21 protein-coding genes are annotated in these 23,051 nt (G+C 59.7%); 1 reads left to right on the forward strand and 20 read right to left on the reverse strand.

Features of this window, described 5'->3' with window-relative positions; genetic code table 11:
• Positions 1 to 58 precede the first annotated feature (58 nt).
• The 10 genes from EII11_RS04810 to EII11_RS04860 form a co-directional block, all read right to left on the reverse strand.
• Entirely contained in the window at positions 59 to 592 is a 534-nt protein-coding gene (locus tag EII11_RS04810; protein ID WP_124869391.1) for a zinc ribbon domain-containing protein, read from the reverse strand.
• Between the two features lie 274 nt (positions 593 to 866).
• Complete coding sequence (locus EII11_RS04815) at positions 867 to 1,610, reverse strand: succinate dehydrogenase/fumarate reductase iron-sulfur subunit (RefSeq protein ID WP_124869394.1); 744 nt, start codon at positions 1,608 to 1,610, stop codon at positions 867 to 869.
• Positions 1,607 to 3,583 (reverse strand): fumarate reductase/succinate dehydrogenase flavoprotein subunit, encoded by a 1,977-nt coding sequence (locus EII11_RS04820; protein ID WP_124869397.1) that lies wholly within the window; start codon positions 3,581 to 3,583, stop codon positions 1,607 to 1,609. The genes EII11_RS04815 and EII11_RS04820 overlap by 4 nt, the downstream gene beginning before the upstream one ends.
• 15 nt (positions 3,584 to 3,598) lie before the next feature.
• Positions 3,599 to 4,303, reverse strand: a complete 705-nt coding sequence (locus EII11_RS04825) for a succinate dehydrogenase cytochrome b subunit (RefSeq protein WP_124869401.1) — start codon at positions 4,301 to 4,303, stop codon at positions 3,599 to 3,601.
• A 225-nt stretch (positions 4,304 to 4,528) separates the two neighbouring features.
• The gene (rimI, locus tag EII11_RS04830) at positions 4,529 to 5,035 is read right to left on the reverse strand and encodes a ribosomal protein S18-alanine N-acetyltransferase (protein ID WP_240623065.1); all 507 of its coding nucleotides are present in this window, start codon (positions 5,033 to 5,035) and stop codon (positions 4,529 to 4,531) included.
• Positions 5,032 to 5,727: a tRNA (adenosine(37)-N6)-threonylcarbamoyltransferase complex dimerization subunit type 1 TsaB gene (tsaB, locus tag EII11_RS04835; RefSeq protein ID WP_124869404.1), complete on the reverse strand. Its 696-nt coding sequence runs from the start codon at positions 5,725 to 5,727 to the stop codon at positions 5,032 to 5,034. Before tsaB ends, rimI begins: the two co-directional genes overlap by 4 nt.
• Before the next feature lie 191 nt (positions 5,728 to 5,918).
• Positions 5,919 to 6,449, reverse strand: coding sequence for a tRNA (adenosine(37)-N6)-threonylcarbamoyltransferase complex ATPase subunit type 1 TsaE (tsaE, locus tag EII11_RS04840; RefSeq protein ID WP_124869407.1), 531 nt, complete (start codon positions 6,447 to 6,449; stop codon positions 5,919 to 5,921).
• An 18-nt stretch (positions 6,450 to 6,467) separates the two neighbouring features.
• A complete protein-coding gene (gene alr, locus EII11_RS10830; RefSeq protein ID WP_240623066.1) occupies positions 6,468 to 7,970 on the reverse strand; it encodes an alanine racemase in 1,503 nt (500 codons plus the stop codon).
• 42 nt (positions 7,971 to 8,012) lie between these two features.
• Positions 8,013 to 9,926, reverse strand: a complete 1,914-nt coding sequence (gene glmS, locus EII11_RS04855; RefSeq protein ID WP_124869411.1) for a glutamine--fructose-6-phosphate transaminase (isomerizing) — start codon at positions 9,924 to 9,926, stop codon at positions 8,013 to 8,015.
• 68 nt (positions 9,927 to 9,994) lie between these two features.
• On the reverse strand, positions 9,995 to 10,888 hold the full coding sequence (locus EII11_RS04860) for a GRP family sugar transporter (RefSeq protein WP_124869414.1): 894 nt from the start codon (positions 10,886 to 10,888) through the stop codon (positions 9,995 to 9,997).
• A gap of 155 nt (positions 10,889 to 11,043) precedes the next feature.
• Between EII11_RS04860 and coaA the strand changes: the two genes are divergently transcribed.
• Positions 11,044 to 11,970, forward strand: a complete 927-nt coding sequence (gene coaA, locus EII11_RS04865) for a type I pantothenate kinase (RefSeq protein ID WP_124869773.1) — start codon at positions 11,044 to 11,046, stop codon at positions 11,968 to 11,970.
• Positions 11,971 to 12,102: 132 nt separating this feature from the next.
• Here the strand turns inward: coaA and EII11_RS04870 are convergent, their stop codons facing one another.
• From EII11_RS04870 to EII11_RS04915, 10 genes are all read right to left on the reverse strand, one after another.
• Positions 12,103 to 14,184 (reverse strand): BCCT family transporter, encoded by a 2,082-nt coding sequence (locus EII11_RS04870; protein ID WP_205649234.1) that lies wholly within the window; start codon positions 14,182 to 14,184, stop codon positions 12,103 to 12,105.
• A 258-nt stretch (positions 14,185 to 14,442) separates the two neighbouring features.
• Complete coding sequence (gene glmM, locus EII11_RS04875; RefSeq protein WP_124869417.1) at positions 14,443 to 15,795, reverse strand: phosphoglucosamine mutase; 1,353 nt, start codon at positions 15,793 to 15,795, stop codon at positions 14,443 to 14,445.
• 194 nt (positions 15,796 to 15,989) lie between these two features.
• Positions 15,990 to 16,481 (reverse strand): 30S ribosomal protein S9, encoded by a 492-nt coding sequence (gene rpsI, locus EII11_RS04880; protein WP_124869420.1) that lies wholly within the window; start codon positions 16,479 to 16,481, stop codon positions 15,990 to 15,992.
• Between the two features lie 44 nt (positions 16,482 to 16,525).
• Positions 16,526 to 16,969, reverse strand: coding sequence for a 50S ribosomal protein L13 (gene rplM / locus EII11_RS04885; RefSeq protein WP_124869423.1), 444 nt, complete (start codon positions 16,967 to 16,969; stop codon positions 16,526 to 16,528).
• A 259-nt stretch (positions 16,970 to 17,228) separates the two neighbouring features.
• Positions 17,229 to 18,275 (reverse strand): tRNA pseudouridine synthase A, encoded by a 1,047-nt coding sequence (locus EII11_RS04890; protein ID WP_124869425.1) that lies wholly within the window; start codon positions 18,273 to 18,275, stop codon positions 17,229 to 17,231.
• Positions 18,276 to 18,316: 41 nt separating this feature from the next.
• Positions 18,317 to 19,240 carry an ABC transporter substrate-binding protein gene (locus tag EII11_RS04895; RefSeq protein WP_124869428.1) on the reverse strand — a complete coding sequence of 308 codons (924 nt, stop codon included), beginning with the start codon at positions 19,238 to 19,240 and terminating at the stop codon, positions 18,317 to 18,319.
• Positions 19,237 to 19,923 (reverse strand): ABC transporter permease, encoded by a 687-nt coding sequence (locus EII11_RS04900; protein ID WP_124869430.1) that lies wholly within the window; start codon positions 19,921 to 19,923, stop codon positions 19,237 to 19,239. The genes EII11_RS04895 and EII11_RS04900 overlap by 4 nt, the downstream gene beginning before the upstream one ends.
• A complete protein-coding gene (locus tag EII11_RS04905) occupies positions 19,920 to 20,567 on the reverse strand; it encodes an ABC transporter permease (RefSeq protein ID WP_205649235.1) in 648 nt (215 codons plus the stop codon). Before EII11_RS04905 ends, EII11_RS04900 begins: the two co-directional genes overlap by 4 nt.
• Entirely contained in the window at positions 20,564 to 21,391 is an 828-nt protein-coding gene (locus tag EII11_RS04910) for an ABC transporter ATP-binding protein (RefSeq protein WP_124869434.1), read from the reverse strand. The genes EII11_RS04905 and EII11_RS04910 overlap by 4 nt, the downstream gene beginning before the upstream one ends.
• Before the next feature lie 190 nt (positions 21,392 to 21,581).
• Positions 21,582 to 22,958, reverse strand: a complete 1,377-nt coding sequence (locus EII11_RS04915; RefSeq protein WP_124869437.1) for an SHIRT domain-containing protein — start codon at positions 22,956 to 22,958, stop codon at positions 21,582 to 21,584.
• Positions 22,959 to 23,051: the final 93 nt, after the last annotated feature.

The following is a 23,051-nucleotide window of genomic DNA, read 5'->3' on the forward strand; positions in this document are numbered from 1 at the left end:
TCTTCCGCACTCTCTGTCAGGGGAGCCGCAGGCGAGGTGAGTGAAGCGACAGGCGAGGTTAAGCCATGGGCTGACCGCAGGTTGAACAGTAGCGCGCATCCTCAGAGTCAAGTTCCCCGCAGTTACGGCAGCGGACCTTGATGATTTCCTGGCTGGTGCCCATTCGAGTGAGGGCATCACGCATGAGCGGTGTCTCTTCAAGCTGATCCTGCTTTTGAGCGCCCTCCGCGCGATTCCACGGCTCTGCGTCATCAACTTCTTGTTGAGGCGAGAGGATAATGCCTGATCCTGCTAGTCCCTGGCGACCTACTGACTGAAGAATCCTGCCGAGTCCGACGAGGAAGATACCCGCAAAGGACAGGGGAAAACTGCCAAAGCCTATGCCGCCCAGCAGGTCATTTGCGGCACCGAGGTTCGGGCCCCGGAAAAAGACTGTGCTGAAAGTGAAGAACACCGAAGCAAAGAGAACGACACCGAGAATAACCATAGCGCCGCCGAGGTAGTACACGACCTTACGCCAGGGCTGTACATCGTATTGTTTGGGGGCATTTGCCTCGTAAGGGGATGAGGTTTGGCCGTGTTCCTCGCGCATGTTTTCTCCTCTGTCGCAGGACATCAATCAGTGTAGACAGTCCTATCCAGCGGTGCCGGGCAGGAGCATGCCGCCAGTCTGGCTATAGCCCCACCTCATTAGTGACGTGACACTTGTTGCGCAATGTGACAGCTACAGGTGCTCCGAAAGGTCACAATGCTCCCCCACGCAACTAAACCCACCTCTCCTGCTTAAACCTGTACAGACAAAGGCCCCGAGGAACCTGAGTGGAGAACTGGTTCCTCGGGGCCGATGCTTCAGGCAATCAACCGACTCAGACGCCCTTAAGGGCTGCCATACCAAGCTGGCGGTTGAGGGTGGAGATCACATCAAGCGGGATTTCCTTGGGGCACACGGCTGCACATTCACCGATGTTGGTGCAGGTACCGAAGCCTTCTTCGTCATGCTGGTTGAGCATGTTCACCACGCGACGGTAGTTTTCCGGCTTGCCCTGGGGCAGAAGCTGGAGGTGGGTAACCTTCGCGGAGGTGAAGAGCATGGCCGAAGCATTCGGGCAGGCTGCCACGCAGGCACCACAGCCGATGCAGGCGGCGGCTTCGAAAGCACGATCCGCGTCCTGCTTGGGGATGGGGGTTGCGTGAGCGTCGGGGGCTGCGCCGGTGTTGACCGAGATGTAGCCGCCTGCCTGGATGATGCGGTCTAAGGCGGAGCGGTTGACAACCAGGTCCTTGATGACCGGGAAGGCGGTTGCTCGCCAGGGCTCGATGGTGATGGTGTCGCCATCGTTGAAGGTACGCATGTGGAGCTGGCAGGTCGTAGTGACCTCCGGGCCGTGGGCGATACCGTCAATGACGATGCCACATTGACCGCAGATACCTTCACGGCAGTCTGAGTCGAATGCGATGGGTTCTTCACCGCGAGCAAACAGCTCTTCGTTCAAGACGTCGAGCATCTCAAGGAAGGAAGATTCCTCGGAAATGCCGCGGATCTGGTATTCGTGCATGGCGCCTTCGGCCTCAGGGCCGGACTGACGCCAGATCTTCAGTGTCAGGTTCACTTGTAGCTCCGCTGCTTCAGCTCGATGTTGTTGTAGACGAGATCTTCCTTATGCAGGACGGGGGGCTGGCCTTCGCCGGTCCACTCCCATGCTGCGACGTAGAGGAACTTGTCATCATGACGCAGTGCTTCACCTTCGGGGGTCTGCGATTCGGCGCGGAAGTGGCCGCCGCAGGATTCCTCGCGGTGGAGGGCGTCAATGCACATGAGTTCGCCCAGTTCCATGAAGTCGGCAACGCGGCCGGCCTTCTCGAGGGACTGGTTGAGCTCGCCAATGGACTTGCCGGGAACACGGACGTTCTGCCAGAACTCCTCGCGGAGCTTGCGGATCATGCCGATGGCCTTTGTCAGGCCTTCCTCGGTACGTTCCATGCCGCAGTATTCCCACATGATGTTGCCCAGTTCCTTGTGGAAGGAGTCCACGGAACGGGTGCCGTTGACGGCCATCAAGCGGTCGATACGTGCCTGTGCTTCTTCCAGCGCTGCAACGACGTCAGGGGAGCTTTCATCCAGCTTGGGCAGGTTGAAGGCGTGTGCCAGGTAGTCGTTGATGGTGTTGGGCAGAACGAAGTAGCCATCCGACAGGCCCTGCATGAGTGCGGAGGCGCCCAGGCGGTTTGCACCGTGGTCGGAGAAGTTGGCTTCGCCGGTGACGTAGAGGCCGGGCAGGTTGGACTCAAGGTCGTAGTCAACCCACAGGCCACCCATCGTGTAGTGGACGGCGGGGTAGATACGCATCGGAGTCTCGTAGGGGTTGTCGCCCGTGATGCGCTCGTACATGTCGAAGAGGTTGCCGTACTTTGCGGAAACGGCAGCCATACCCATGCGGTTGATGGCATCGGAGAAGTCGAGGTAGACACCGCGTGCGACGCCGTCAATCTTGGGTCCAACGCCTCGGCCTTCGTCGCACATGTTCTTTGCCTGGCGGGAGGCAATGTCACGGGGGACGAGGTTACCGAAGGCAGGGTAGATGCGCTCCAGGTAGTAGTCGCGATCTTCTTCGGGAATGTCTCGGGGATCCTTTTCGCAGTCTTCTGCCTTCTTGGGTACCCAGATGCGGCCGTCGTTACGGAGCGACTCGGACATGAGGGTGAGCTTAGACTGCTGGTCACCGTGCTGCGGGATGCAGGTGGGGTGAATCTGGGTGAAGCAGGGGTTGCCGAAGTAAGCACCCTTGCGGTGTGCACGCCACACGGCGGTGGCGTTACAGCCCATAGCGTTGGTGGACAAGAAGAAGACGTTGCCGTAGCCGCCCGATGCGAGGACGACGGCGTCAGCGACGAAGGTTTCCAGCTTGCCGGTGGACATGTCGCGGGCGACGATGCCGCGGGCGCGGCCATCAGAAACGATCAATTCGACCATTTCGTGACGGGGGTATTCCTTGACGGTGCCTGCGGCAACCTGGCGTTCCATGGCCTGGTAGGCGCCGATGAGGAGCTGCTGGCCTGTCTGGCCGCGTGCGTAGAAGGTACGGGACACCTGCACGCCGCCGAAGGAGCGGTTGTCGAGCAGGCCGCCGTATTCGCGGGCGAAGGGAACACCCTGGGCGACGCACTGGTCGATGATCGCTGCAGAGACCTCGGCGAGGCGGTAGACGTTGGTTTCACGCGCACGGTAGTCGCCGCCCTTGACGGTGTCGTAGAAGAGGCGGTGCACGGAGTCGTTGTCGTTGCGGTAGTTCTTCGCGGCGTTGATACCACCCTGCGCGGCAATGGAGTGCGCGCGGCGGGCGGAGTCCTGGTAGAAGAACACGTCAACGTTGTAGCCCATTTCGCCCAGCGACGCTGCGGCTGCGCCACCGGCGAGGCCGGAGCCAACGATGATGACGCGCAGCTTACGACGGTTGGCGGGGTTGACGAGGGCTGCGGTGAACTTGCGCTGCTCCCACATCTGGGAGATCGGCTGGCTCAGGTCAGCCTTGGTGTCGGCAATGGCTTCACCTTCGCGGTAGAAGCCTTTAATCAGGTCAGTCATTATTCAGTGCCTTCCTCAGATGGTGATGAATCCGAGCACGATGGCAACCGGCGGGAGCATGAACATCAGGAAGATGATGCCGCCGATGAGGCCCGAAAGAATCTCGAGCGGCTTGCGGGTGCCAGCACGGACCCAGCCCAGAGATTGGAAGGCGGACCAGAAGCCGTGAGCGACGTGCAGGCAGGCTGCGGCGACGAACACCAGGTAGACGAGGACCCAGATGGGGTTCTGGAAGGACAGAACCATGCGCTCGTAGGGGGTGTTGTCGTGAACGAAGCCGGTCTGAACGGTGCCGGTGGTGAAGTGGAGGATGTGGAAGAGGATGAGGCCGAGCAGGACGACTGCGGTGACGCGCATGGTGCGCGCTGCGTAGGCGTCAGCGGCGTTCTTCTTCACCACGTAGCGGGAGCGACGGGCGCGAGCCGAACGATGCCAGGTGATGGCGGCGGCGGCTACGTGGATCACGAGCATCAGCAGCATTGCTGCGCGGAAGACCCAGATGAATGCGCCGTGGGGGAAGATGGGGTACAGCGCCTCGTGATGCAGCCAGTGAGCGTAGCTGTCGTACGCTTCCTGACCGAGGAACATCTTGAGGTTTCCGTAGGAATGGAACAGGAGGAAGAGGACGAAGACGATGCCGGAGACTGCCATGAGTTGCTTGACGAACACACTGGTAGTCCACGCGCGACGCTTCTTCGTTGCGACATTTGTAGTGGCCATGATGGAACAGTAACCGGCAATATCACCGTGGATGTGGGACCGGCGACCTGCCCACCTAGGACCTTTGTGCCGCTACCTTCTTTTTTGGCGGAATCTCGCGGCTTTTCTCCCTCCGACTGCCAGCACACAGCAGGCTCTTGAGTGTCAGAAAAATACCTGCGTAGCTACCACCGGGGGCGTATTTAAACAACAGGGCTTTCTCAAATTACTCAGCACTGTCTTTTCTTAGTGAACACTTGTGTTGTCGGCACGCTCTCGAAGCATTGTGACAGCGTCTTCAAGGGGGTGGCGGAAGTAGTTGCGAATCCGCCCGATGATCTCAAAACCGTACCGCCTGTAGAGCCCTTGTGCCGCCTCGTTAGAGGCTCGCACCTCAAGGAAGATGCGTTCGCTTCCTGCAGCCTCTGCGGCTGAGAGGAGGTCTGCGAGCAGTCGGGCTCCCACGCCTTTGCCTCGCCACTGGGGAAGGACACCAATGGTCATCACGTCGGCGTCAGGGCCAAGGGTGATCCCGGCATAGCCGACGATCTCACCAGAGGCACCATCTGTGTTGGCATAGGCAGCAACATAGTGTCGGCCGGCAGCACGGAGTTCTTCGTCAACCATGCCGGGCGTCCAGGGATCCTCAGGGAAGATAGCCTGCTCCAGAGCACACACAGTCGGCACGTCGGCAGCGGTCATGGGGCGAAGCTCGACGACTAGGCCACCATTAGCGTTTGGCACAGTGCTCACAGGCGTGCGGCGGGTTGTCCGTGAATGTCAGGGCGACGCAGGTAGAGGGGCTCGGTATCGAGTGAGTCCTCTAAGCCGCGAGAAAGACGAGCGGTGACGATGCGTGCAAGGACGGCGGCATCAAGAGGAGCGATGGGGCCTTGCTCAAGTCCGGCGAGGTCGGCTTCCGCGTGAGGCGGTAGCGGAGCGCAGGACACGAGACGCACGGCGTTGCTCTTGACGGAGCGTGCGAGGTCGGCGGCAGATTCAACCTCGGGTCCTTCAAGACGGGTGACGTCGTCGGGCCCTTCTGTGCGGTAGCGCGCCCAGTAGAGTTCTTTGCGTCGCGCGTCGCTGAGTGCGATGACCTCGGTTTCTTGAGAGAGAAGGTCGAGGGCCTGGCGAGCGATGACGTCAAGACTTGATACGCCATAGACGGGGATACTCGCCGCTGCGGCGAAAACTCGCGCTGACACCAGTCCGGCGCGCAGGCCGGTGAAGGGGGCGGGGCCGGTCCCCACGGCGATAGCTGTCAGCCCCGCTTCGGTGAGTGTGGTGGGCAGACCGGCGTCAGCTAACGCTTCACGTACGAGGGGGGTGATGGATTCAGCGTGGTGGCGGCCCGATTCGTTACGGGTGCGTGCCAGCACTTTTCCGTCGCGTACGAGGGCGATAGCAGTTGCCTGCGAGGTGTCGATGCACAGTATGGTCACAGAAGGATTTTACTTCCTGGAAGAAGGAGGGTGCTCTGTCAGGTCAGCCACGGTGCTGTTTCACGAAGGATTGCCTGTGAAACACGCGCTGCGCCTAGGGCGGGCAGATGCCCTCACGTCGACGGCGCATAGCTCCTATCCCCGCCACGGGCGCTGTTATCCCAACAAGACTGGGGTTCTGAGCCCCAGTGTTACTCCAGTCTGAGTCCAGCCTCAGCCACCGCAGCTTCGATCACGCCCTCCCAGCGTTGCCCGTGCGGGTGGAAGGTAATAACGCGACGACCATCATCCATATGCTCAAGGTCAATGACGTCACCATCAGTTTTGACAGCGCCACCGGTTGCCCGGGTGACATCCACCTCCAGGCGCGCCTCCGACATTGCCTCCGTCTTGCCTTCACCCCACTCGACGATGGTCACGCATTCGTCGATCGTCGAGTCAAGATCAAGAGTCTCAAGATCTTCCAAGTCGGTGATGCGGTAAGCATCAGCGTGGATCAAATCAGGGCCACCCACCAGGGAGGGGTGAACGCGGGCAACAATAAATGTTGGTGAGGACACCTGGCCACGGACTTGCATGCCTCGGCCAATCCCCTGCGCGAAGGTCGTTTTTCCTGCGCCAAGCTCCCCGCGGAGCATCAGCAAGTCGCCGGCTTCAAGCAGGCGCCCCAGGGCTTCGCCCAGGGCTTGGGTCTGATCAACAGAGGTGATCTGCACAAACATGAAAGCCTCTTTCAGCAGCTAGAGGGCAGGAACGTTATTCCAGCTCATCGAGGGCACAATGTGGCTGCGCGGCACGCGCTCACCCACACGGCTCACAATCTCGTAGTTAATAGTGTCAGCCGCGAGCGCCCACTCATCTGCGGAGGGGATATTCTCATCGGGCTTTCCGAAAAGAACAACCATATCTCCGACGACGGCTGGCGACTGCTTGGCAGCTTGGGCGCTACTCACCGAAGAGTCAGGGGCCTGGCCCAGATCAATCATGAACTGGTCCATACATACCCGTCCCACAATAGTGGTGCGAATGGGTCTTGAGGCGTTCACGCAGACGGGGGCACGGTTGGAGACGGCGCGAAGGACACCATCGGCGTATCCCAGGGGAACAATACCGATCCAACGGCGCGAGGGGGCGCGCCACGTCCCGCCGTAGGAGACGGGGGCCTCGGCGTCGATGATTTTGACGGATGTCAGTGGCGCCATGAGCGTCATCGCAGGCTGGAGCCCAAGGTCAGCGCTGGTGGCTTCCTCGGGATTGGGGCTCAGCCCATAGATGCCGATGCCGGGGCGCACCATGTCGTAGTGGGTGTCGGGGTGCCAGAGCAGACCGGAGGTAGCGGCGATATGGCGAATCTGCGGGGTGATTCCTACCGCTGTCAGGACGGTCAAACCTGCTTCAAAGTAGCGCAGGTGTGATGCGGTGGATTCGCGCCCTTCAGGGCTGAGGTCGTCCGCGCGGGAGAGATGACTCCAGGCTCCCACGACCGTAATGAGTCCGGCGTCAACGGCCATACGCGCCGCTGATGCAAGCGCAGGCAGGTCGTCAAGGGTGGCACCCGCGCGCGACATACCCGTGTCGATCTTGATGTGGATGCGTGCGCTGATCTCACGTTTGCTCAGGAGGTCGGAGGGAATAACCTCGGGGCTGTGCTGCGCGTTGGGGTGGCGTGGGGGGACGGCGATAGTTTCTTCACCTGGGTAGGTGTCGAGGTGATCGTCGGCGTCTTCGGGAGTGTCGGTTTCTGTTCCGTCCGCGCTGGAGGATGCCTGGTTTTGGGCGGCCTCCCAGCGTTCGCATTCTTCTTCGGCTTCTTCTCGGATTGCGCGGATAGTTGCGCAGATTTGCGCAAGAGTTGCTGTTGAGGACACGGACAGTTCGAGGTCGGCCTCGATAGCCTGGCGCCAGTCGTCTTCTGGGTGGTTAATCCATGTGAAGATCTTGGCGTTGTCACGCGCTATGCCCGCTGAGTCTAGACCTTCACGGAGGGCGATTGCTTCCTGTACTTGGGCGACACCCAGGTAGTCGGCACCCGCGTCAAGGGCGGTGAGGGAGACGGGGAGCAGACCGTGACCGTAGGCGTCGCCTTTCACGATGGCCATTTGCAGGCAGGTGGGGGCAAGCCGACGCAGTGCGCGCAGGTTTTGGGTGATTGCGGCGTGGTTGATGACTGCCCGCCCCGGATAGGTTTGGGCTGGGGAGGGGGGTGTCGTCGTCTGCGTTGTCAGCGTGGTCTCTCCAGTCACGGTCTCCAGTATCCCACCTTAAGGAAGATTCATGTACGAGTATTACTCAACAGTGACTGACTTGGCGAGGTTTCGTGGCTGGTCAACGTCCAGCCCCTTAGCGGAAGCCAGTTCGCAAGCAAAAAGCTGCAGGGGGACGACGGTCAGCAGCGGCGCATAAAGCGTGGGTGCTGCAGGGACCCTGAAAACGATGTCGGCGTACTGGTCGACGGCTGTATCGCCATCCTCTGCCACAACAATGGTGTGAGCACCACGAGCACGAACCTCTTGAATATTCGAGATGACCTTGGCGTGAAGCTCTGGTCGGCGCGGGGTAGGAACGACAATAATGACAGGCTGGCCTTCATCAACGAGGGCGATGGGGCCGTGTTTAAGTTCACCGGCTGCGAATCCTTCAGCGTGGATATAGCAGATTTCTTTGAGCTTCAGGGCGCCTTCCATTGCAACGGGGTAGCCGACGTGGCGGCCAAGGTAGATCACAGAGGTGGTGTCAGCCATAGCGTGCGCTACCTGGCGAATAGACTCTGCCCGCTCAAGCACCTGGGCAATCTTGCCGGGGATTTCACTGAGCTTATCGAGATAGTCGGCGATCTCGTCCGCGTATTTATTGCCGCGCACCTGCGCCAGGTACAGGCCCAAAATGAAGGTGGCGGCCACCTGGGATGTGAAAGCTTTGGTGGAGGCCACGGCAATTTCAGGGCCTGCGTGGGTGAGCAGTACGGCGTCAGACTCGCGGGAAATGGTTGAACCTGGGGTGTTAACGATGGCAACGACCTTCGCGCCCTGTTCGCGAGCGTGACGAATAGCCATGATGGTGTCCATTGTTTCTCCCGACTGGGAGATGGCAACGACCAGGGTTTTTTCGGTGACGACGGGGTCGCGGTAGCGGAACTCGTGGGCGAGCTCAACCTCAACGGGGATACGGCACCAGTGCTCAATGGCGTAGCGGGCCACTTGGCCCGCGTAGGAGGCGGTGCCACAGCCAATCATGATGACCTTGTCAATGCTCCGTAGGACGTGTTCGGGAATACGCACCTCATCAAGGCTCAGCATGCCGTGAGCGTCAAGACGCTGAGCGATAGTGTCGGCTACCCCTTGGGGTTGTTCGTGGATTTCTTTCTCCATGAAGGTCGCCCACCCGTCCTTGGTGGCCCGCTCCGAGGAGTATTCAACGGTGAACCGAGTGGGAGTGACCACGTGGCCGTCCTCGTCAACGACAGTTACGGAGTCAGCGGTGACGGCAACGAATTGGTCCTGGCCGATCTCCAGGGCCTCGCTGGTGTGTTCAACGAAAGCGAGGGCATCCGAGCCGAGGAAGTTTTCGCCCTCCCCCAGGCCAATCACCAGGGGCGAGGAGCGGCGTGCGGCAATGATGACGCCAGGGGCGTCAGCGCTGACAGCCAAAAGAGTAAAGGTGCCGCGCAGGGAACGGGCAATGTGACGCATAGCCGCGAAGAGCTTTTGGGCGTGCTCAAGAGACGCGCCAGAGAGGGAGCCAATCGGCCCGTCCCAGGGGGCGATGGCCTCGTCCTTCACGGCTGCGCCAAGAAGGTGGACAACAACTTCGGTGTCGGTGTCCGACGCGAAAGTGTGGCCCTCGTGGCGCAGCCGGGCACGCAGGGAGTCCGCGTTTTCGATAATGCCATTGTGGACGAGGGCGAGGCGCCCATCCTGGGTGCTGTGAGGGTGGGCGTTGGCGACGGAGGGGCGGCCATGGGTGGCCCAGCGGGTGTGACCGATAGCGGCGAGGGCGGGGCCTGGGTTGTGTTCGTTGATGGCGTCGCGGAGGTTGGCGAGTTTTCCGACCTCGCGGATAACGTCAACACTGTCAGGGCAGGCCAGGGCAATACCCGCTGAGTCGTAGCCGCGATATTCAAGGCGTGAGAGCCCATTGAGGACGACCTCTTGAGGGCGCCCGGAGTTTTCGTGTCCAATATGACCGGCAATTCCACACATGCGGACTATCTCAGCACAGCTAGGCGAGCCCTTCCACCCGACGAAAAGCGCGAAATAGCGCCAATTTGTCAGACAACAGTGTCAAGGGTTTTTGCCACGCCAATCAAAATGGCACCCCCAACGACTCCTACGACGCCAAAAACTGTCCACAGCATTTCTTTGCGCGTGCGGCTCTCCCCCAGCCAGACAATGCCCAAAAAAGTGGTGAGAACAACACCCATCTGTGACAGGGTGAAGCCTGTGGCCACCCCTACCTTGGCACTTGAGGTGAGCATAATGAGCAGCGCCGCACCAAAAATGAAGCCGGGAAGGAACTGACGGACAGTAATGATGCTCCACCGCGTATCAACTGGCCCACCCTGGGGATCAAAACGTGGTGATGTCAGCACAAGAGTGGTCAGGAAATACCCCAAGGCTTGGGGGAATAACGCCGTCACACCATCAATGGAGAACCACCGCAAAAGCAGGACGTACGTAACCAAGCCGATGCTGGAAACAATCAACTGAGGCACCCCCACACCCCAGTCGACCTCGGCCCTCCCTGTACTTTCCGTGCGCGAGCACAGGTAGATTCCTCCCACGATCAGGCCCAAAGCCAGTGTGCCAACCGGCAGAGCACCCGGGCCTCGCCACTCCCCCATGAGCACGACGCCGCCAAGAGCAACACCCAGCAACTGAGCGCCAGTGGAAATCGGCATCGCGCGAGACACCCCCACGCTACGCAGGCTCTTGAGCTGCCATTGGATCCCTGCGCCCAGCAGGAGTCCCGAGAAGAGGGAGATGAGAAAAACCTCAGGCGTCCACGTCACCCCCAGGAAAGGAGTGGCGGCACTGGCAAAAAGAAAACCGCCCGTGAGCTGGCCGGTGGTTTGTTGGCGGTTGTCGCCACCAATCTTCATCACTAAAGGCGAGATAACGCCAAACAGGAGGGATGGGATGCACGCAATAAGCAGATCAAGCACGGCCCCACATTACCGCTTTGGCCTCTGGGCCTGTCCACCTGCTCGCTTTTTGTGCTCCACACTGAGGCTATTTGCACACAGTCGTCCTCAAAATAGGACAAAATGATCGGGTGGATAGCGCAACAAACATCCTTGAAGGCCCGTTGAGCCCCTACATGCGTTTTGAACGCGAGCAATGGGCTCGCCTCGTTGAGAGAACACCGCTTCCTCTCACCCAGGATGATGTCGATCGGATTGCCGCTTTCGGTGACCCCATCGACATGCGTGAGGTAGAGGCCATCTACCGCCCGCTGTCGGCTCTTTTACAGCTTTATGTGGACGGCAGGCGACGCACCACCCGCGAACGTCGGGCCTTCCTTTCCATCCCTGGCGCGCCGGCAGAACCTGACACGCCTTTCATTATTGGTGTTGCCGGGTCGGTTGCAGTGGGAAAGTCAACGGTCGCCCGTCTCCTGCAGCTTCTCCTGTCACGATGGGAAACAACTCCGCGAGTGGATCTGGTGACCACCGACGGGTTCCTCCTTCCCAATGCGGTCTTGGAAGAGCGCGGCATTATGGCCCGCAAGGGTTTCCCTGAGTCCTACGACCGCCAAGCACTCATTGATTTCCTTGCGGCGGTTAAAGGCGGGCAGGAATGCGTGGAAGCCCCCGTCTACTCCCACCTGTTCTATGACATTGTTCCGGGGGAGTCCATTCGGGTGTCTCGTCCTGACATCCTCATCGTTGAGGGGCTCAATGTCTTGCAGCCTCCGCGCGTTCACCCTGGGGCTCCGGGCGTGTCAGTGTCGGATTTCTTCGATTTTTCCATCTACGTTGATGCTGATGAGACCCACATTGAACAGTGGTATGTCAACCGTTTCCTTGCCCTCCGCGATACCGCCTTCAGCCGTGAAGGATCCTTCTTCCGTACCTACGCCTCCCTCAGTGACGAGGAAGCCGAGGCAACCGCCCGAATGATCTGGCACGCCATTAACCTGCCGAACCTGCACGAGAATATCTTGCCGACCAGGCCGCGCGCTTCCATGATCTTCACCAAGGGCGCCGAGCACCGAGTCGAATCGCTCCTCCTGCGAAAAAACTGACGCCAGCGCGCCTCCGCGACAACGGGCCTCCGCACCTCCTCAAGGGATTCTCGCAGCGCGCCCCGACATAAGCGGTGGCCTCGTCACCCGCGTGCCAGGGACGAGGCCACCACCGTGCTTCACACCTCTGGCCTACTTGCGTCGACGCGGCGCCGTGTACAGAGGCATTGTTGGCATCCATTCGCGTTGTCTGCGCGGAGTGGAGACCGCGTGGTCGATCATGGCATTAACGCGCTCGCGGACAAGTTGGCGTTCAGCCGCATCACGCAGGCGTTGTTCCTCGTGGAAGGCTTTGAACATTGACGCACACGAGAGGACCATGACCACCGAGAACGGCAGTGCCGTCATGACGGCCAGGACCTGAAGAGCGGTGAGGCCATCGGTGGCGTGACCTGTCGAGGCCCCCACCCACAGCAACGTCGCAGCAATCGCTCCTTCCATTCCCGCCCAGATGAGGCGCACCGACAGGGGAGGCTGAGATGATCCACCCGATGAGAGCATGCCCAGAACAAAGGAAGCAGAGTCTGCGCTGGTGACAAAGAAAACCACGAGGAGCAGAATGAACAAACCAGATAAGACCGGACCGCCAGGCAGGTGCTCCAGCATGCTGAACAAAGCGGTGGTGCTCCATCCTTCATTGGCCGTCAGATCAACGCCGTTCATCTGATACCACAGGGCGGTGCCGCCCATGACAGAGAACCACAAGAATGTGACGAGGGTGGGAACGGCAAGGACGCCAACAATGAACTCGCGGATAGTGCGGCCTCGGGAAATGCGGGCGATGAAGATGCCAACGAAAGGTGACCAGCTCATCCACCACCCCCAGTAGTACACGGTCCATGAACTCAGCCAGCTTTGGCCTTCTTCACCCAGGAAAGGCATGGTACGGAAGGACAGGGGGATGAACTGCTGAATGTACTGACCGAGGGATTGAACGAACTCTCGGAGAACGAAAAGCGGCTGCCCCAGGAAAAGGACGGCCAGGAGCAGGATAATGCCGAGAATCAGGTTCGAGTTCGACAGGATCTTGATGCCCTTATCCAGTCCCGATGCGACAGAGAGCGCGGCCAGGGAGGTCACGCCGATGACAACAAGGAGCAGGATCATCGGCGTTGAGGTGAGCAGGCCAAGGTATTCCATGCCTGCGGTGAATTGGACGGCACCAAAGCCCAGGGATGCGGCCACACCAAAGAGGGTGCCCAGCACGGCGGCAATGTCAATGAGGTCGCCCACCCAGCCGCGCACGCGATCACCTAAGAGGGGTTCAAGCACCCAGCGTATCGAGACGGAACGGCCCTTGCGGTGGGACATGTAGGCCACGGAAAGGCCAACGACAGTGTAGATTGCCCAGGCCGACAGCCCCCAGTGCAGGAAGGTTGTGTCCATGGCGGCCTGTGCAAGCTGAGCTGGAGAGTCGGCGCTGGTGCCAGGCGGAGGAGAGACGAAGTGGCTCAGTGGCTCGGATACGCCAAAGAAGACCAGGCCAATACCCATGCCTGCTGCGAAGAGCATGGCAAACCATGAGGCACGCGAGTAAGCGGGTTCGTCATCGTCCGCCCCCAGGGTGATATCGCCGTAGCGGGAGGCAGCAATGACAATGACGTAGATGACGAAGCCAACGACAATGAGGGAGTAGTACCAGCCCAGAGAGTGAATGAGGCCCAAACTAATGGCGTTGACAACGTCTTTCATCGCATCCGGGACGAGGATTGCGGGTGCAATGAGCGTCATCGCGATAAGAAGAGCTGGCAGCATAACGCGCCAGGAGACGGTGCCGACCTCGTCGTCGTTTTGGGCAATGGTCGCCATTGCGGCCTCATGTTCGGCAACGAGGGCGGCGTCGGAGTGTGCGGCTTCGAGTTCTGCCACCACGCGGGCAACGTTTGCGGGGTCCTCTGGCAGGGTCAGTTCGGGGCCAATATGAAGGCCGCTTTCTCGGGTGCTGTCTTCACTGAGGGCCGCATCGAGAGTGCGCGCCTTTGATGCCTCGCTAGCGGATGTGGCATCCATGTGGGCCTGTGAGCCGTCTGTGCCGCGGTGTTCGGCTTCGATTTCTTCGCGGGTGGGGACGGTGTCGGCGGAGACAACTTCGATGCGTGTTGGAAAGGTGGCGGCGTCCGAGGCGAGGTCGGGGGTGACGTCGGATCCTGCGGTTGAGTTCGTCGGATCGTTGGGGTCATGGGGTGTATTGCGGTGCTCGCGGGGTAAAGTCACGACTGCCTTTCATTGACATTTCTTTACCTCCACCCTATCGGCATATCACTCAGTCGCAACCCGAGCGTATGCTCATGGGCCCTTAACCGCCTGGGTTAAGGGCCCACAAACATGCTTAAGAAAACGCTATATCGGCAGGTTAGAAGCCCTATTACCCTTTGTCAGGCACAGCGCTACACCACGTCAGGACATTCACACCGCCCAGTCAGGGTGCACTCTCACAGTGCTCTAATCACAGGGCTCTATCACGGCGTTCTCTCACAGGGCCAGCCGGTCGCGTACAACGTAGGACAGGTGAGCAGCAACCTCATCAGCCGTTTCCTGGGTGGCGGCCTCAACCATGACGCGAACCAGGGGTTCAGTGCCGGAGGGACGTAGGAGCACACGGCCTGACTCTCCAAGGCGCGCTTCGGCGGCGCGCACGGCCTCGGCCAAGCCTTCATCCGTTGCACAGCGCGCGCGATCCACACCCGAGACATTCACCAAGGTCTGCGGCAGACGCTTCACGAAGGAGGTCAGATCAGCCAGGTCACGACCACTTTGCTTGACCATGCGGGCAAGCATGAGCGAGGTCAGCACGCCATCACCGGTTGTCGCATGATCGGAGGCGATAATGTGCCCGGACTGTTCACCACCCAGGTTGTAGCCGCCAGAAAGCATCGCCTCAAGAACGTAGCGGTCCCCCACGCCCGTCTGGATGGTGTTAATTCCGGCCTCTTGCATCGCAAGGAGCAAACCCAGGTTCGACATGACGGTGACAACCAGGGTGTTGTCGGCAAGGGTGCCAGCATCACGCATATGAACAGCCAATGCGCCCATAATCTTGTCACCGTCAATAAGGTTGCCATTACGATCGACAGCCAAACAACGGTCAGCATCACCGTCGTAGGCAACACCGAAATCAGCCTCAGAAGCCGCAGTGACAGCCTGGAGTTGTTCAGGATGGGTGGAGCCCGCCTTCGCATTGATATTGCGACCATCAGGGGAGGCATTGATGACAACCACGTCTGCACCGGCTTCACGCAGAGCTTCGGGACCAAGCATAGACGCCCCACCATTAGCGCAATCCACGGCGATGCGCAGACCACGCAGATCACAATTCGTGGCTTTCACCAGGTGATCAATGTAGGACTTTTCTGCCCAATCGTCGTCGTAGCCGACTTCACCAACGTTGGCGCCGATCGGGCGATCCCACTCGGTTCCAATGAGGGCCTGGATCTTATCTTCAACCGAGTCTGCCAGCTTGTAGCCGCCGTGGGCGAAGAACTTGATGCCGTTATCGGGCATGGGGTTATGGGAGGCGGAGATCATGACGCCAAGGTCAATATCGTCGGCGGTGGCGGTAATGTGGGCGACCGTTGGCGTGGATACTACGCCAATGCGGACGACATCCATTCCGGCGGAGGCCAAGCCCGCGGCAAGAGCATGGTCAAGGAACTCGCCAGAGATACGCGTGTCACGTCCAATCACGGCCTTTGGCTTTTGACCGTCTGGGCCGGGGCCACCACCGATCAGGCGGGCTGCGGCTTCACCGAGCTGAAGGGCGAGGGTAGCGGTAATGTCCTTATTTGCCAGACCGCGCACGCCGTCGGTGCCGAAGATGCGTGACATGGGTAGTTCCCCTTTCTGCGCGCCACAAGGTGATGGCGCTGGTGAATGTTCCTGCACACAGCAGTATGTCCACAGTGATTTTACGGCGTGAAGGTGGTGGCGCGCATTCAACGGGCGCATCAAAGCACAACACCCCGCTGGGTTGAACCCAGCGGGGTGTTGTTTCTGTGTTCCGCCACAAGGCGGATGACAGATCAGCGCTTGGAGTATTGAGGCGCCTTGCGTGCCTTCTTGAGGCCTGCCTTCTTACGCTCAATGGCGCGGGCGTCGCGGGTAAGGAAGCCAGCCTTCTTCAGAGCGGGACGGTTTGCCTCACGGTCGATCTCGTTGAGAGCGCGGGCGATGCCCAGGCGGAGGGCGCCAGCCTGGCCGGAGATGCCGCCGCCGTTGATACGAGCGATGACATCGAAACGACCGTCGAGATCAAGCAGAACGAAGGGGGACTTCACCAGCTGCTGGTGCAGCTTGTTGGGGAAGTAGTCCTCCAGGGGGCGGCCGTTGATGGTCCACTGGCCGGAGCCGGGAACCAGACGGACGCGGGCAACAGCCTCCTTGCGGCGGCCGAGGCCGGCGCCGGGGGCGGTGATGGACTGACCGGCGCCAGCGGGAGCTGACTCGGTTTCAGTGGTGTACGAGCTAGGGGTGGTTTCCTCATCCAGCTCGACGAGCTCGGTGGTGTCAGCCACAGTTCTCCTCAGTGCAGTTCGTAGTGCTCAGAAGCGCGACGCGCTCACTGGGCGACCTGGGTGATTTCGAAGGGGACGGGAGCCTGGGCTGCGTGCGGGTGCTCAGCACCTGCGTAGACGTGCAGCTTCTTGAGCTGCTTACGGCCAAGGCTGTTGTGGGGAAGCATGCCGCGAACGGCCTTCTCGATTGCGCGCTCAGGGCGCTCTGCGAGGAGGTCGCGGTAGCTGACGGCGCGCAGACCGCCGGGGCGGCCGGAGTGGCGGTAGGCCATCTTCTGTTCGGCCTTCTTGCCCGACAGAGCAATCTTGTCAGCGTTGATGACGATGACGTAGTCGCCCATATCCATGTGAGGGGCGAACGTCGGCTTGTGCTTCCCACGAAGGAGGGTGGCGACATGAGACGCCAGACGACCCAGGACAACGTCAGTGGCGTCGATGACGTACCACTGCTTGTTAGCGTCCCCAGGCTTGGGTGAATAGGTGCGCACGGGCGTAACCTTCAATTCTTTCTGTCATGGAACGAGCCGGAGCCACTGCAATACGGGGCCGGGCACGCTCACGATGAGATCGGTTAGCGCGAAGCGTCAGCGTTCATGCATTCGGCGAGTGGGAAGGCACCGATAATGCGGCTGACGCACAGCGTTGACAATTCTAGCTGTGCGGCATCTCTCCGGTCAAAGCCCTACCGGGACTGTGGCAGACTCCACCCAACTACCCGCTTTTCTTCCTACCCTGCTCATAAGGCCTCTACCCGTCGCAGCAGTCACCCTGCTTGCCAGCGGCAGGAACCTCGTCACGACGCCGACGTGCCGCTGCCGCCCTCGTCGCCCACTCCCCGGCGGGTGGATAGTCCACACGCTGCAAGGTCAAACCATGAGCGGGGGCAATCGGCGCGGCCTGCTCCCGCGAGCGCGCCGCAAGCAGCTCTGCCATCCACCCCACTGCGCGTCGGCCACTGCCTACCTCAATGGCCGCCCCAACGAGGGAACGCACCATGGAATGACAGAACGCATCTGCCTCCACCTCGGCTTCGATCACTCCCCCATCGGCTCGCGAAAAACGCAAGGTACGCAGAGTACGTATGGTGGTAGCGCCCTGCCGAGGACGGCAGTAGGCAAGGAAGTCATGCTCGCCAAGGAGCGCGACGGCAGCCTCGTTCATGGCGTCAACGTCTAATGCGCCTCCACCCAACCACACGACATCATGCCGACGCAGTGGGCTGCGGGCCGCTTGCCCATCGCTCATTCGGTACACATAGGCTCGGCCGATGGCGCTGAATCGCGCATCAAAATCAGAGGAAACGGGCTGAACTGCGTGGATGAGAACATCGCTTGTTCCGCGGGGGACCCGCTGGCCTCGCTCTTCGCAGTACTGCGCGTAGCGGCGGGCAAGGATGCTATTGATCCTGTGGCTCAGCCTCTCCCCTGCTTGGATTGTGAGGGCGTGAATTGTCTGGGCCTGTGTTGGAAGCTCCCGCGCGGCGAGTGACTCGGCACTGCGCTCTTGAGCTGACGTACTCGAGCGAGCCCGAAGCGCGCTCTCCCAGAGGTTCTGCGGCAGATCAGCGTGGGCAGTTTGTGCGCTGGCGTGCACCCCAGCGTCGGTGCGGCCAGCGACGGTGAGGGTGACGGGCCCGCGAGCGATCATGCTCAGAACTTCGCTGATTTCCCCTTCCACGGTGCGTAAGCCAGGCTGGGTGGCCCATCCGTGAAAAAGGGTCCCGTCATAAGCCAGGTCCAGGCGCAGACGATGAGAAGCTCCCTGTGACAGTTCGGGGGGGTGTGACAGTGCCATGGGTTCATCTTCCGTCTGCTGAGAGTGGGACAGGCACGATTTTAGCGGCGCTCCTCCAACCATTGTGCGGCAAGGACATGAGCGGGCAGACCTTCGTTGACGCTGCGGGCATTGAGGGCAATAAGGTCCTCGCTTGTGAGCTTTGCACTGATGGCATTAAGTGCTTGCACGGCGTCGTCGCTCAGTCTTTCAGAGACAAGGGGGACAACATTGGACGCCAGGAAAAGACCGCGAGGGTCTTCCAAGGTGACGAGGTCGTGCGTGGCGATAGCAGGATCAGCCGTGTAGATATTCGCCAATTGGATGTCACCGTCGCGCAAGGCTTTGACGGTTAATGCCCCGCCACTATCTTCAATGGGAGTGAATCCAATGGTGACGCCGTAGAGGGCTTTGAGACCTGCCGGGCCGTAAGGTCTTTGTTCAGCCTCTGAGTTCGCACCTAAGATCATCGGCTCAGTCACCGAGGAAAGGTCGTCAATGGTGCGCAGGTTCCAGCGTTCGGCGAACTCGCGGGTCACAGTGTAGGAGTCTTGATCGCTAGCTGGCGCGGCGTGGAGGACCCGCAGACCGCCGGGAGCTGCCGCCTGCAATTCCACCTGCACTTGGTCTGCTTGGCGAGCGGGAGTGTCGGGACGCCAATATTGCAAGAGGTTTCCCGAGTATTCCGGGAATACGTCAATAGCCCCTGCTTCAATCTCAGGAAGGTAGACGTCACGCGGGCCGATACGCATGTGACGATCAACCGTGTAGCCTTCGGCTTCAAGTGTTTGCGCGTATATCTCAGCAATGATCTCGTTGGAGTAATAGTCCTGCGATCCAACAACGATTGCCGCATCAGTGTTGCCCTGCTCTGGCGAGTCACCAAAAGGATCGGATGCTGCGCAGCCAGCGGCCAGACAGGTGAGCGCAAGGAGAGCCGGAAGAAGTCGTCGGCCCTGCCAGGCAGTGATTCGGCGTGAGCTCATGGTGTGGCCTTCCCTGTGGATGAATGTGGCCGGGCTTTCCTGGTGGCGTAGCGTTGTGCGGCCCCAAGTAGCACCTCAATGAGGAGGGCAATGAGGGTGACAAGAAGGGCAGCTCCAAGCATCTGCGCGTAGTCGCGGGTTTTCAGACCGATGAAAAGGAAACGCCCAAGGCCAAGGTCTGCGGTGTAAGCCGCAAGCGTGGCAGTGGCAACAATCTGTATAGAGGCTGCTCGTATGCCGCCAACAATAGTGGGCAGAGCAAGAGGGATTTCGACCGAGCGGAGAACCTGTAGAGGACTCATGCCGATAGCGCGTGCCGCCAGTGGAATAGAGGGGTCTATCGCGTGCACACCAGAGTAGGTGGCCGCAAGGAGTGACGGCAGGGCAAGAATAACCAGAGCATAGAGGGGTGCTTGCATACCGATGCCGAACCACAAGCCAAAGAGCGTAAGCAACCCGAGGGTGGGAATTGACCGGGCAGCACCTGTCAGCGCGCCCATAATGCCTGATCCTCGTCGGGCGTGCCCGATAATAAGGCCAAGAGGGATCGCCAGCATTGCAGCGAGCACCAGCGCCAGAAGATAGATCCCGAGATGCTCCCAAATCCGCATGCCAATTCCGCTGGAACCCACCCAGTGTCCGGGAGTGAAAAGCCAGGCAATAGCCTCGTACAGGAGTCTCATCCTCGTCTCCTTACCTGCCTCGCCCACGGGAGTGCCAACCATGCGCACCCTCGAAGCGCGGTGTCGATTATGAGGGCAAGAAGCATGGTGACGATAACGCCGGTCCAGATCTCAACACTGATCCCGCGTTGAAAACCGTCAGTCAGAAGAGTTCCCAAAGTGGGAATGCCAATCAGAGCGCCGATCGGTACCAGGCCAATCGTCGACACCGCGACTACTCGTACCCCGGCGAAAAGCACGGGGCTCGCCAGAGGGAGATCGACCCGCCAAAAAATCGAGCGCGGCGAGTTGCCAATCGCAATGGCAGCTTCGCGAATACGAGGGTCAACGGAGTGGAAGGCGTCAACAGCACTGCGTACCATCAACGCCACGCCGTAGAGGGTCAGAGCAATCATCATTGTCAGCGGAGAGCGCAGCGGCACCCCGAAGATGGCAGGGATGACAATAAGTAACGGCAGCGCGGGAATCGCATAGAGCAAGGTTGCTCCACTCAGAAGCATCCCACCAATTTTGGGGTACTTATAGGCCAGTCGCCCCAAGGGCACCGCAAGAATCGTGGCGGCAATGATTGGCGGCACACTCAACCACAGGTGGTCGATGAGATAGTCAACCACCATCATCCAATTGTGCTGAAGCCAGTTCACGATGTGTGCTGTCCTGCTGTAATCACGCCAAGGGGAGTGCCATTGGGGTCAAGCACAATGTCTTTGCCTTGCATGTGCTCAACACTGAGCTGGCGTCCGCCTTGGCATGCGCCGATGAAGCGCGCGACAAAGTCATTGGCTGGTGCTGAGAGGATTTCAGCAGGGGTTCCAGCTTGGGCAATATGGCCGCCTTCTTGCAAAACCACTACCTCATCTCCAATTCGGAATGCCTCATCCACGTCATGCGTTACGAAGATCAGGGTTTTCCCGATCTCGCTTTGTAAACGAATGAGCTCGTCTTGAAGTTCGCGCCGGACAATCGGATCGACGGCTCCAAAAGGTTCATCCATCAAAAGGATGTTGGGGTTCGTGGCAAGTGCGCGAGCAACTCCCACACGCTGCTGCTGGCCGCCTGAAAGCTCTGCCGGATAACGTTTGGCTAATTGTGGGTCGAGGCCGACGCGCTCCAGGAGCTCGCACGCTTGAGCGCGCGCCTGTTTTTTCGGTACTCCATTCAGTATCGGCACAGTGGCGATATTGTCAGCGACAGTGCGGTGCGGCATGAGTCCACCGGCTTGGAGCACATATCCGATGGAACGGCGGAGCTGAACAGGATCGCGTGTCAGGATATCTTCCCCGTCAATGAGCACTGTGCCCGAGGTGGGGTCAACCATGCGGTTCACCATGCGAAGAAGTGTTGTTTTCCCTGATCCTGATGAACCCAGAAAGGCAACTGAGCGACCACTGCCGATAGTGAAGGAGAAGTCACTCACCGCGACTGTCCCACCGGGAAAGGTTTTGGAGACGGACTTGAACTCAATCATGTAATGACCTTGTCGTGTGGCTACTGACGTGTACTGAACGCTATCAGCTCTGCGATGTTCTGGCAGAGCCAACGGAGGCGTAAGAACGCAGACATAGTGATGGGCGGCGGATCATTCCTGATCCACCGCCCATCACTACTCGTCCATGAAGGTGCTCACAACACAATCGTCAAGACTGCGTGTTGAGGCCTTAGGAATTGCGACGACGAACAATCGTCAGCGAAGCACCGGCTGCGAGGATAAGACCTGCTGCGGCGAGAAGGCCACTCTCAAAGCCGGTCTTTGCCAGGCCACCCTTGGTCGAGGGTTCCTTCTGAGCGGACTTGTTAGCATCCTTTGCCTGAGGCTTGGCAGAAGACTGACCCTTGTCCTTGTCCTGAGGCTGGGGTTGAGGCTGAGGCTTGGGCTTTCCCTGCCCCTTGTCATTACCCTGGTCCTTATCCTTACCCTGGTCGCCGCCCTGGCCCTGATCCTTATCCTTGCCCTGATCCTGGCCCTGGCCCTGATCCTTATCCTTGCCCTGGTCGCCATCCTGCTTGGGAGCGGCGGTGAAGGCCCACTTACCTACAGTGCTGAAGTGTGCGCAGCCGTCGCCAGTGTCCTTCTTGGCGTCCCAGCCTTGGAAGATCCATTCGCCATCGGCAACCTTCACAGTCTTTTCGGCTGGATCGGCAGGGAGAGTAATGGCAGCTTCATTGGCGAACTTCACCTTGTCGGGCGTCTTCGCAGCAACTTCTTTAGGAAGATCCTTGCCTGGAGTTACCGACGCAAAGGAGGGCGACAGCGTGGCATCAGAGTAACGTTCAACTGCTGTTCCAGCGGGTGCGACGAGAGATTCAAAAACGCCAAAGTGCGGTCCACCGTTTTGGTGGTGATTCGGGTTAACTGCAATCTGAGCGTAGGCGCTTGTGGCTCCAAGTGGCAGGGGCTCATCTGAACGGGTGCCAGCAGCAGGAACGGTCAGAGAGCCCTCAGGGAAGACAACCTTTACTGAACGAGCTTTGTCTTTGAAAGCACTAAATGCCGGAGCCTTGAGGTCCTTGTCCTTAAGGCCCAACTGAATCACAACCTTGTTGTCATTCGTTACCACTGCATTGCCGTCAACCGCAAAAAGCTTCGCTGCTTCGGGAGAGGCCGCAGCAAAGGCAAGTTGCAACCTCTCCTGAGACAGTTCTCCGCGGTGGATGGTCACTCCTGCAGGGATGACGGTGTCGAATGAAAACTGAGCGAGCAGTGACTGGTCGTCAACTCCCGGCTTTTGCTTGTTAGCCTCGTAAACCTGCGTCCACTTCTCCCAGAAACTCGCAAGATTCATGTCAAGCGCGAAGGACAATGCCTGCGAATCACGGCCCGGTACACACACGAGTCCCTTGAAGTTAGGACGACTAGGGATATCTTGGCGGGAGACAACATTTCCCCCATCGGCGACACTTGTAGTCAACGAGGAACCATCAGACGCCTGCGCTTGCAAGGGCAGGGCAACGAGAGAAGTAAGAGGAAGAGCCGCAAGAGCTGCGATTGCCACGCCACTCTTGAGGGCGCGAGGCGCATTGAATGTAGAAGTCATTGCCATCTTTCTTTTTGGTCGATTGATGCAGTACCTCAAGGGCATTGCCATCAGCTTAAAGCATATTGTGGGGTTGAGGAAAGGAGTGCAAAG

Source organism: Schaalia canis (genome assembly GCF_003858455.1).
GTDB lineage: Bacteria > Actinomycetota > Actinomycetes > Actinomycetales > Actinomycetaceae > Pauljensenia > Pauljensenia canis.